At 61.7% G+C, this 9,746-nt stretch carries 11 protein-coding genes; 7 read left to right on the forward strand and 4 right to left on the reverse strand.

Annotated features, from left to right (window positions below; genetic code table 11):
* Positions 1–218 precede the first annotated feature (218 nt).
* Together rhtA and APH28_RS22575 are read left to right on the forward strand one after the other, a co-directional pair.
* Positions 219–1,106 (forward strand): threonine/homoserine exporter RhtA, encoded by an 888-nt coding sequence (gene rhtA / locus APH28_RS22570; protein ID WP_060512737.1) that lies wholly within the window; start codon positions 219–221, stop codon positions 1,104–1,106.
* Positions 1,107–1,296: 190 nt separating this feature from the next.
* Complete coding sequence (locus APH28_RS22575) at positions 1,297–1,578, forward strand: hypothetical protein (protein ID WP_060512738.1); 282 nt, start codon at positions 1,297–1,299, stop codon at positions 1,576–1,578.
* A 54-nt stretch (positions 1,579–1,632) separates the two neighbouring features.
* Here the strand turns inward: APH28_RS22575 and APH28_RS22580 are convergent, their stop codons facing one another.
* A complete protein-coding gene (locus APH28_RS22580) occupies positions 1,633–3,441 on the reverse strand; it encodes an aminopeptidase P family protein (protein ID WP_060512739.1) in 1,809 nt (602 codons plus the stop codon).
* A 220-nt stretch (positions 3,442–3,661) separates the two neighbouring features.
* On the opposite strand from APH28_RS22580, the gene APH28_RS22585 reads away from it, so the two are divergent.
* On the forward strand, positions 3,662–4,780 hold the full coding sequence (locus APH28_RS22585) for a DUF3182 family protein (RefSeq protein ID WP_060512740.1): 1,119 nt from the start codon (positions 3,662–3,664) through the stop codon (positions 4,778–4,780).
* Positions 4,764–5,534, forward strand: coding sequence for a S9 family peptidase (locus APH28_RS22590; protein ID WP_060512741.1), 771 nt, complete (start codon positions 4,764–4,766; stop codon positions 5,532–5,534). Before APH28_RS22585 ends, APH28_RS22590 begins: the two co-directional genes overlap by 17 nt.
* Here the strand turns inward: APH28_RS22590 and APH28_RS22595 are convergent.
* On the reverse strand, positions 5,513–5,893 hold the full coding sequence (locus APH28_RS22595; protein WP_060512742.1) for an antibiotic biosynthesis monooxygenase: 381 nt from the start codon (positions 5,891–5,893) through the stop codon (positions 5,513–5,515). The genes APH28_RS22590 and APH28_RS22595 overlap by 22 nt on opposite strands.
* Positions 5,894–5,977: 84 nt before the next feature.
* Between APH28_RS22595 and soxR the strand changes: the two genes are divergently transcribed.
* On the forward strand, positions 5,978–6,430 hold the full coding sequence (gene soxR / locus APH28_RS22600; protein WP_060512743.1) for a redox-sensitive transcriptional activator SoxR: 453 nt from the start codon (positions 5,978–5,980) through the stop codon (positions 6,428–6,430).
* Here soxR and APH28_RS22605 read toward each other — a convergent pair.
* On the reverse strand, positions 6,422–7,411 hold the full coding sequence (locus APH28_RS22605) for a GlxA family transcriptional regulator (RefSeq protein WP_060512744.1): 990 nt from the start codon (positions 7,409–7,411) through the stop codon (positions 6,422–6,424). The genes soxR and APH28_RS22605 overlap by 9 nt on opposite strands.
* An 82-nt stretch (positions 7,412–7,493) precedes the next feature.
* On the opposite strand from APH28_RS22605, the gene APH28_RS22610 reads away from it, so the two are divergent.
* Positions 7,494–8,042, forward strand: a complete 549-nt coding sequence (locus APH28_RS22610; RefSeq protein ID WP_060512745.1) for a cysteine hydrolase family protein — start codon at positions 7,494–7,496, stop codon at positions 8,040–8,042.
* A 12-nt stretch (positions 8,043–8,054) separates the two neighbouring features.
* Here APH28_RS22610 and APH28_RS22615 read toward each other — a convergent pair whose 3' ends face one another.
* A complete protein-coding gene (locus APH28_RS22615; protein WP_060512746.1) occupies positions 8,055–8,618 on the reverse strand; it encodes a helix-turn-helix domain-containing protein in 564 nt (187 codons plus the stop codon).
* 83 nt (positions 8,619–8,701) lie between these two features.
* Here APH28_RS22615 and APH28_RS22620 point away from each other — a divergent pair, with 83 nt between their 5' ends.
* Positions 8,702–9,652, forward strand: coding sequence for a DMT family transporter (locus APH28_RS22620; protein ID WP_060512747.1), 951 nt, complete (start codon positions 8,702–8,704; stop codon positions 9,650–9,652).
* Positions 9,653–9,746 lie beyond the last annotated feature (94 nt).

Consider the following 9,746-nt stretch of genomic DNA (forward strand, 5'->3'; position numbering starts at 1 on the left):
TTCTTAACAACCTAACTCGTTGAATTTCAAGGAGTTTGTCGTTCCGATGTCGCTGGAAGTGGGGCGCATTATAAGGGGATTCAAAACGCCGTCAACCCTTAATTTCATGAAAGTTAAACAATCGATAAAAGCCTATGAAAGGCACCTTGCACCTCACACCCTCCATTGCGCACTATATTGCACACCCCGCCCCTCCGCCCAAGGATAGCCGCGCCGAAATGAACACCCAGCCCCGCAGCCTGGCCGCCACTCTCTTCCCGATAGGCCTGCTGCTCATTGCCATGGCATCGATCCAGTCCGGTGCCTCGCTGGCCAAAAGCATGTTTCCCATCATTGGCGCTCAAGGCACCACCACACTGCGCCTGATATTCGCCAGCATCATCATGTTGCTGATCCTGCGCCCGTGGCGCGTGCGCATGACGGCCAACACCCTGCGCAACGTTGTCATCTACGGGATGTCGCTGGGCGGCATGAACTTCCTCTTCTATATGTCACTGCAAACCACACCGCTGGGTATCGCCGTTGCCTTGGAGTTCACTGGCCCGCTGGCGGTGGCGCTGTTCGCCTCGCGCCGTGCACTGGACTTTGTATGGATTGCCCTGGCGGTTGCCGGCCTGTTGCTGCTCCTGCCAGTGGGGCATGGCGGCCAGCCGCTTGATGTGCCGGGTGCAGCTTATGCGCTTGGCGCGGGCGTATGTTGGGCACTGTACATTCTGTTTGGCCAACGTGCCGGCGCCGAGCACGGCATCCAGAGCGCCGCCCTCGGTGTGGTGGTAGCAGCCTTGTTTGTCGCGCCCATCGGCATCGTGCATGCCGGCAGCGCATTGCTCACCCCTGCCGTGATCCCTCTGGCACTGGGTGTCGCCATACTTTCGACTGCTTTGCCCTATAGCTTGGAAATGGTCGCCCTGACCCGTATGCCAGCCCGTACCTTCGGCACGCTGATGAGTATCGAACCGGCGATTGGCGCACTGTCAGGCCTGCTATTCCTCGGCGAAGTACTGAGCACCACCCAGTGGCTGGCAATTCTTGCCATTATCACGGCCTCGGTCGGCGCCACACTGTCCATGCGCCGTGAAGCGAATCCTGCGGTTGCCGCAGATTGATCTGAGAAATCTTTTCATTTGAGACGAGATTATTCATTGTCCCCACTCGCCTCGCTGATTAAGCTGTCACAGAATCATAATCTTTACGCTATCTACTTGTACGGACACGGAAGCCGAGGAAAATTCAGGAAGAACCGAAGCGATAACGACAGGGTCAGACAGCAGATCAGCCCTGCATTTAAGGACAGGAATGAAACGTATTTTGATCATCCTGGCCGTCTTGGCCATTGCCGGATGCGCCGCAACGGCCAAGACTGAGGTCAAAAAGGGGAAAAAGGGCCTGCATATCAATTGCTCCGGCCTGTCTTCGTCTTGGGACAAGTGCTACAGCAAAGCGGCCGCTTCCTGTACCGCTCGCGGCTACAAGGTGATCGCCCGCTCTGGAGACACCGACGAGGAGCCCGGGGACTACCTGTTCGGCATCAACCCCGCCGGTTACACCAGCCGCAGCATGATTGTCATCTGCAAATAAGAAAGGGCAGCCCACGCGCTGCCCTTCTTCTATTTGCCGACCTGTCAACCCCGCTCAAAGTGGCGCTGTGCGTGCCTTCAACCAGTCCAGCGAAGCCCCTTGCAGCAGGGGCGCCAGTCGCTCACTCACCGTTGCGTGATATTGATTCAACCAATCCCGCTCTTCCTTGGTCAGCAACTCGGGAAGCAGGCAACGGGTATCGATAGGGCACAGCGTCAGGGTTTCGAAGCGCAGGAAGTCACCAAACGCACTCTTGCCCGCCCCACGGTTGACTACCAGGTTCTCGATACGCACCCCCCAGGCACCGGGCCGATAAGTACCCGGCTCAATCGAACTGATCATGCCTTCCTGCATTGCCGTCTGCGGTGTGGTTGCCGCCTGATAGGCGATCACCTGCGGGCCTTCGTGCACGTTCATGAAGTAGCCAACGCCATGCCCGGTTCCATGGCCATAGTCGACCTGGTCCGCCCAGATCGGCGCCCGCGCGATGGCGTCGAGCAACGGTGACTGAATACCCCGCGGGAAGCTGGCACGCGACAGGGCGATCATGCCCTTGAGCACGCGCGTGCAATCCTGCTTCTGCTCCAGGGTCGGATTGCCGACCGGAACCATCCGCGTGATGTCGGTGGTGCCACCCAGATACTGCCCACCAGAATCGATCAATAGCAGGCCATCCCCTTCGATGACCGCATGGGATGCTTCGGTGGCGCGGTAATGTGGCATGGCGCCATTGCCGTTGAATGCTGCGATGGTCGAAAAACTCAATGAGACAAAGCCGGGCCGGCGGGCACGCGCGGCGCTCAACTGCTCATCCACCGTCAACTCGGTGATGACCTCCTGGGCCTGATGCGCTTCAAACCAGGCGAAGAATTCGCACAAGGCCGCACCGTCCTGCTCCATGACCTGGCGTACATGCATCAGCTCCTCTTCGCCTTTGCATGATTTGCTCAGCGTGGTGGGATTCAGCCCTTCGACCAATTGAACCTGGGCATCCAGGTTCTTCAGCAAACCGCAGGTCACGCGGGCCGGGTCGACCAGCAGCCGGCTAGGCGGGGCCAGCTCCGACAGCACCTGATGAACCTCCTCGTAATCGCGCACTTCGATGCCGTCGGCGTTGAGTACCTGGCGCAAATGCTCATCGAGCTTGCCCGCACCGACAAACAGGATCGCCTGGTCCTTACCGATCAAGGCAAAGGCCACGAAAACCGGGTTGTAGGACACATCACTGCCGCGCAGATTGAACAGCCAGGCGATGTCGTCCAGGGTCGCGATGAAATGCCAATCAGCGCCCTTTTCCTGCAGCGTTGCCCGCAGCTGGCGAAGCTTCTCGGCCCGGCTGACCGTGGCGTGGGGCGGCAGGTGCTGATAGATCGGGTTGGCAGGCAGCGCCGGACGGCCTTCCCAAACCTCGGCGAGCAAGTCCCGATCGGTTACCAGGCGTGCCTCGCGAGCCTTGAGCCGCTCTTCGAGCTGGCGCGCTGAAGCCAGCGCCATAACCGACCCATCCACGGAGACGGCGCCACCCACCTGAATATTGTCCCCTAGCCATTCCAGCGCGCCCGGCTTGCCCGGCAACAGCTTCATCAAGGTGATACCGCTACCAGCCAGTTCTTTTTCGGCTTGCTCCCAATAGCGGCTGTCGACCCACACGCCGGCAAAATGTGCAGTCACCACCATGGTGCCCACCGAACCCTCGAAGCCCGAAAGCCAGCGACGCCCCTGCCAGTAACCCGGCAAGTATTCGGAAAGATGCGGGTCGGCCGAAGGCACCAGCAGGGCATCGACGGCCTCACGGGCCATGACTTCGCGCACGCGCGCCAAGCGCTCCGGCACACTTTGCTGAATGGTGGTCTGAACGTTCATGCGCACTCCTGCGGACACATCGGGGTTGTTCCAGGATGAGAATAATGGAACAGCGGCCACGGAGCCGCAATCGCGACGACCGACTCACGGCATGCTATGCCCGTGATGTCACCTGCATATAAGACGATTCCTACAACCCGGCCGGGACCATCAGTCGCTTCCAGCTGAACTTACCGTTGGCACGGGCTTCACAAACTGTACATTCATTGCACACAGGCAAATCCCCATGCCCAGTGTCTGCGACCAGAAGACCGCCGTGGTGCTGCTCGACACCCGCGAACACACCCCGGAACACGAACATGCCGTGCACCTGAAACTGGCTGGCCGCCTGGCCCAGCTGCTGGGCTGCGATGCCGTGCTGCCCGATGTACCGGCCAAGGACGACCCGCACTACTATTACCTACCTACCGAAACCCTGGTCGGCCCTGAGCGTTATGCCGCGATGGGTATCTACAACGAGCAAGACCTGTTCGGCGGCTTGGTCAGCCACCCCTACATGGCCACCAAGGCCATCTCTCACCCGATACCGGCCGATGCCGAATTCCCGCCGGGCTGGACCGATGCCTTTGCTCGCCAGGCCAGTGACGCCCTCCTTTGCGGCTATACCGTGTTCAGCAAGGCCGATGCTCGACGCGCCGCTCAGTTGTTACTCCGTGATGGCCCGTTACGCGTGAAACCGGTGCTGGCTTGTGCCGGCCGTGGCCAGCATGTCATTAATCAGGTAGATGAACTGGAACCGCTACTGGCCAACATCGACGATCGGGACCTGGCCCTGTGGGGCCTGGTGCTGGAGGAGGACCTGAGCGACGTCGAGACGTTCAGCGTAGGCCAGGTCCGCGTCGCGGGCGTGACCTGCAGCTATCACGGCACTCAGCAGTTGACTCGTGACCATCAAGGGATCGAGGTCTACGGCGGCTCCGAACTGGTCGTGGTGCGGGGTGATTACCAAGCGTTGCTGCAGTTGCCTCTTGAGGATCACCTGCGCCTGGCGATCAACCAGGCCATGGCCTACGAGCAGGCCGCCGAACAACATTTCCCGGGATTTATCGCCTCGCGGCGCAACTACGACATCGCCCGCGGCACCACAGCCCAAGGCCATCTGCGCAGCGGCGTGCTGGAACAATCCTGGCGCATGGGGGGAGCCAGCAGCGCAGAGCTCCTGGCATTGCAGGCCTTCGCCGATGACCCCGCCCTGCAGCAGCTTTGCGCATCCACCCATGAAGTGTTCGGTACCCCCAACCTGCCCAGTGACGCCACCCTCTTCTATCAAGGAAACGACAGTGAACTCGGACAACTCAGCAAATACGCGCGGATTCGCCAGCATGAGCATTCAGAGTGAAACCGTGGAACTGCACGTCGAAGATGACAGCATCGTCGGCACCCTGGTCAGCCCCGGCAGCAAGATGCCCGGCATTCTCTTCGTTCACGGCTGGGGCGGCAGCCAGCAGCGCGACTTGGCGCGCGCCCGGCATATCACCGGTCTGGGCTGTGTGTGCATGACCTTCGACCTGCGTGGCCACGAGAAGACCGAAAGCCAGAGACTGACCGTCACCCGCGAACAGAACCTCAAGGACCTGCTGGCCGCTTACGACCGACTGGTCAGCCACCCGGCAGTCGACAGCAGTGCCATCGCCATCATCGGCAGCAGCTACGGTGGCTACCTGGCTACCCTGCTGACCTTGCAACGGCCGGTAAAGTGGCTGGCCCTGCGGGTACCGGCAATGTACTGGGACGACGAATGGAACATGCCCAAGCAGGCCCTCGACCGCCAGCGCCTCAACGCGTATCGCCAGCGCGTCCTCGGCCCGGGAGACAACCGCGCCTTGGCCGCCTGTGCCGAGTTTGCCGGCGATGTGCTGCTGGTTGAATCTGAACAGGATGACTACGTGCCGCATTCCACGCTGATGAGCTACCGCTCGGCATTTGTCAGCGCTCACTCGCTGACCCACCGAATGGTCGATGGCGCCGACCATGCGCTATCCAGCGAGGAAAGCCAGAAGGCCTACAGTTCGATCCTGGCCGCCTGGATCAGTGAAATGGTGGTCGGCGCACGCCTGGACCGCTATCCGCACTACGCCCCCTGGTATGCCTGAGGGTCACCGACCTGGCAGTGCAGGCCACCATCAGCCCCACGTACCAGGCTGCGCAATGCCTGGTACGCAGCAAAGTTGATACCTTTGGCCTGATGGCGACTGAGCAGATCGAAGAATGGCTCGTCGGCAAAGCACTGCGCCGCCTCCACCCAGGCCACGCGAGATTGCCATTGCAGGTACTGCAAGACGCGGCTGCCATCGTCGCTGGCCTGGATGCTGACACTTTGCAAGCCTTGGCAACGCGCAGCCAACGCCTCACTGCGCGTGACCAAGGCCTGCGCCAGCGAAGCCTGACGCGACGCAGGCACTTCATACTCGATCATCTGGGTAAACCACAGGGATTGCGGCGTGGCCGTCATGGCAGGTCTCCTTGCTGCGGCGCTTGCTACGGATTGGCCAGCAGGGTAAAACCTCCACTTAACTCAAGGTCAAGCGATTTTTCCATGTCGAGCACAACTTCAGCCACCACCGAAAAGCTGCTCAGTGTCGGCCAATTGGCAGCGCGCAGCGGTGTGGCAGTGACCGCGCTGCATTTCTATGAAACCAAAGGATTGATCCAGAGCACCCGCAATACTGGCAACCAGCGCCGCTACCCGCGGGCCATGCTGCGTCGGGTTGCCGTGATCAAGATGGCCCAGCGCCTGGGCATACCCCTGGCCGAGATCGCTTCTGCCCTGGCTGAGTTGCCCAACGATCACACGCCGACTGCCGAAGACTGGCGGCGGCTTTCGGCGCGCTGGCGAGAGGACCTGAACCGCAGAATCGACGAAATGGTCAGGCTGCGCGACCAACTCGATGGCTGCATCGGCTGCGGTTGCATGTCGCTGAAGGAGTGCCCGCTGCGCAACCGCCAGGACCATCTGGCTGACGCAGGGCCGGGGCCGCACCTACCCTGAACCGGGCAAGTTGAGGCGCTGCCGGTATTCGCTTGGTGTCAGCCCGGTGATGCGCTGGAACACCTTGCGGAACGCCCCTGGGTCCTGATACCCCACACCCCAGGCAATCTGCTCCACCGTACGCCGGGTGAACTCCAGCATCCGGCAGGCCCGCCCCACCCTGACCTGCTGGCAGTATTCGGTGGGTTTCAACCCGGTGGCCGCACGGAAGCGCCTGAGGAATGTGCGTTCTTCAAGCCCGGCACAGGCGGCCATGCCGGCGAGGTCGGCTTGTTGCGCACCGCCTGACTGCAACCAGTGCTGCACCCTCAGCACCGCCTGATCACCATGCTCCAGGCGCGGACTGAACAACGCCCCCGGCAACGGCCTGGTGGCCGGCTCAACGGACATGTAGCGCGCCGTTTCCCAGGCCACGGAGCCGCCAAGATAGCGCTCCAGCAGGCGCAGCCCCAGTTCGGTCCAGGCCATCAGGCCGGCTGACGTCATGATGTCACCGTCATCCAGCAGCGGCTGATTGGCCTCCACATGAACCTTGGGGTAATGCTCGGCGAGGGTCTGCGCGTAATTCCAGTGGGTACTGGCCGCCCGGCCATCGAGCAGGCCGCTGGCGGCGATGAAGAACACGCCGATGCACACCGAAGCCAGCACTGTGCCCTGGCTATGCCACTGGCACAGCGGCTGCCGATGACGCTCGAGCAGGTCAGACGCAGGCGTCGACTCAAGGCTCGGCGGAATGATCAGCACACGCAACGGCTGCCCCGTCGTGCCAGGGCTATCCTCAAGAAGCCGTAGTTGCCCCGTCTCATCGACTTGCCAGTGGCTGACACGTACCCATGGTAATTCGACCGCCCCCAGTTCGACGGCCACCCGGTTGGCCACGCTGAACAGGTCGCTCAGGCCATGAATCGCCGCGCGCTGCGCGCCCGGGTAATGCAGCAGGCCGATCTCGAGGCGGCCGCTGCTGTCAGTTTTTGCCGTCATTGTGTCGATCGCGCCAATCCTCAAGTCGGTGCCCACAGCCTATAACTATCGTCATCCAACGACTACTGCCACAGGAGGCAGCATGAGCAAGCAGGCCCTGATCATCATCGACATCCAGAACGACTACTTCCCCGGCGGCAAATGGACCCTCGACGGGGCCGACCAGGCCGCGGACAACGCCGCGCGCCTGCTGGCCGCGGCCCGCCAGAAGGGCGATCTTGTGGTTCACGTGCGGCATGAGTTCGAAACCGCCGATGCGCCATTCTTCGCCCCAGGCACCCAGGGCTCGGCCATTCACTCGAAGGTCACGCCAGCAGCGGGCGAACCTGTGGTGCTCAAGCACAAGGTCAACGCATTTCTGGGGACCGACCTGAAGCAGACGCTGGACCAGCATCAGGTCAAGGCCGTGACCATCGTCGGCAGCATGAGCCACATGTGCATCGACGCCGCCTCCCGTGCAGCTGCCGACTTTGGCTACGACGTCACCGTGGCCCACGATGCCTGCGCCACCTTGCCGCTGGAGTTCGATGGCAAACAGATACCGGCCGCCCAGGTGCACGACTCGGCCATGGCCGCGCTGGCGTTTGCTTATGCCAAGGTGGTGAAGACCGATGAGCTGATCAAGGGCTGACCCTGAAAGCTGTCAGATCACCACATTACGCACGAAGCGCACGGGCACTGCTCCATCATTGCGGTAGGCATAGCGACAGTTGCTGGGGAACACATGGAACTGTCCGGCCTGCAGGCAGTGCTCGGCGCCTTCGATGACCAGCGTCAATTGGCCTTCGGCGACGTAGATCTGCTCACGCCAGCCCTCGGCATCGGCTTCGCTGGTGTAGCACTCCCCAGGCGCGAGGGTCCACTCCCAGATTTCAACTTCACGCCGGGCGCTGCTGCTGGCCAGCAGCACGGCCTTGCTCTGCGGGTGCTCGCCGGTCCAGGCCAGCTCGTCGATGCGGCTGGGGTCGCGTTGATCCGGGGCTTGAATCAACGTGCTGAAGGCGACCCCGAGGGCTTCGGCAATCAAGTCGAGGGTGGTCAGGCTGACATTCTTCTCACCCGCCTCGATCGCCACCAGCATCCGCCGGCTGACCCCGGAACGTTCGGCCAGGGCACTCTGACTCATCCCGGCCGCGTTGCGCAGGCTGCGGACATTAAGGCTGACATGCTGCAGCACCGATGCACGGTGCGCGGACTCTTTGTGCACTATATTGCTCACTTGGATGGATTGCGCAGTATACTGCCCACTTTGCGGCGATTGTGCGCCGCCCCCTCCGAGTGCGCAAGCCCATGAGCCAACCGTCCAGCAACTCACAGCCCGCAGTCTCTTTTCGCCTGAGCAAGGCAGAAATGGTACTGGTGTTCATCACCATGTTGTGGGGCGGTACCTTTCTGCTGGTACACAACGTCATGACCGTCAGCGGCCCGATGTTCTTTGTCGGCCTGCGCTTTGCCGCAGCGGCGCTGTTCGTCGGCCTGGCCTCGGCGCGTGCCTTGTCCGGCCTGACCTTCACCGAACTGAAGGCCGGCGTGCTGATCGGTGTATCCATCATGTTGGGCTATGGCCTGCAGACCATGGGCCTGCAAACCATCAGCAGCAGTCAGTCGGCATTCATCACCGCACTCTATGTTCCGTTCGTGCCGCTGCTGCAATGGCTGGTGCTGGGTCGCCGTCCCGGGCTGATGCCCAGCATCGGCATCTGCCTGGCATTCGTCGGGCTGATGTTGCTCGCCGGCCCCGAAGGCGGTGCGTTGCATTTCAGCGAAGGTGAAGTGGTGACCCTGGTGAGTGCCGTGGCCATCGCCGCCGAGATCATCCTGATCAGCCGCTTCGCCGGCCAGGTCGATGTGCGCCGGGTCACCGTCGTGCAGTTGGCGACCGCTTCGCTGCTGGCATTCCTGATGATCGTTCCGACCCAGGAGCGTCTGCCCGATTTTTCCTGGTTGCTGTTGCTCAGTGCGCTGGGCCTGGGTGCCATGAGTGCAGTGATCCAGGTCGCCATGAACTGGGCGCAGAAATCGGTTTCACCGACCCGTGCCACGCTGATCTACGCGGGCGAGCCGGTATGGGCCGGCATCGTCGGGCGTATTGCTGGTGAACGCCTGCCCGGTATCGCGCTGATCGGCGGCCTGCTGATCGTCATCGCCGTGGTCGTCAGCGAGCTGAAGATCCGGCGCAACAACCAAACCAACGAAACGCTCGAAGCGCCAGCCCCTCACGAAACTGAAGCCGGCCTGTAAAGTGCCCGGCAGCGTCTATGCTCTGTAAAAAACTGTTATAAAAAAACAGCTTGTCACAGCGCTTTTGTAGGATTCTGCGACAGCTTGCGTGTTG

Origin of the sequence: Pseudomonas sp. NBRC 111124, assembly GCF_001320245.1 — a bacterium.
GTDB lineage: Bacteria > Pseudomonadota > Gammaproteobacteria > Pseudomonadales > Pseudomonadaceae > Aquipseudomonas.

Coding starts and splice junctions, on each gene's coding strand:
- rhtA (WP_060512737.1), top strand. CDS start 219: ATGAACACCCAGCCCCGCAGCCTGGCCGCCACTCTCTTCCCGATAGGC.
- APH28_RS22575 (WP_060512738.1), top strand. CDS start 1,297: ATGAAACGTATTTTGATCATCCTGGCCGTCTTGGCCATTGCCGGATGC.
- APH28_RS22580 (WP_060512739.1), bottom strand. CDS start 3,441: ATGAACGTTCAGACCACCATTCAGCAAAGTGTGCCGGAGCGCTTGGCG.
- APH28_RS22590 (WP_060512741.1), top strand. CDS start 4,764: ATGAGCATTCAGAGTGAAACCGTGGAACTGCACGTCGAAGATGACAGC.
- APH28_RS22595 (WP_060512742.1), bottom strand. CDS start 5,893: ATGACGGCCACGCCGCAATCCCTGTGGTTTACCCAGATGATCGAGTAT.
- soxR (WP_060512743.1), top strand. CDS start 5,978: ATGTCGAGCACAACTTCAGCCACCACCGAAAAGCTGCTCAGTGTCGGC.
- APH28_RS22605 (WP_060512744.1), bottom strand. CDS start 7,411: ATGACGGCAAAAACTGACAGCAGCGGCCGCCTCGAGATCGGCCTGCTG.
- APH28_RS22610 (WP_060512745.1), top strand. CDS start 7,494: ATGAGCAAGCAGGCCCTGATCATCATCGACATCCAGAACGACTACTTC.
- APH28_RS22620 (WP_060512747.1), top strand. CDS start 8,702: ATGAGCCAACCGTCCAGCAACTCACAGCCCGCAGTCTCTTTTCGCCTG.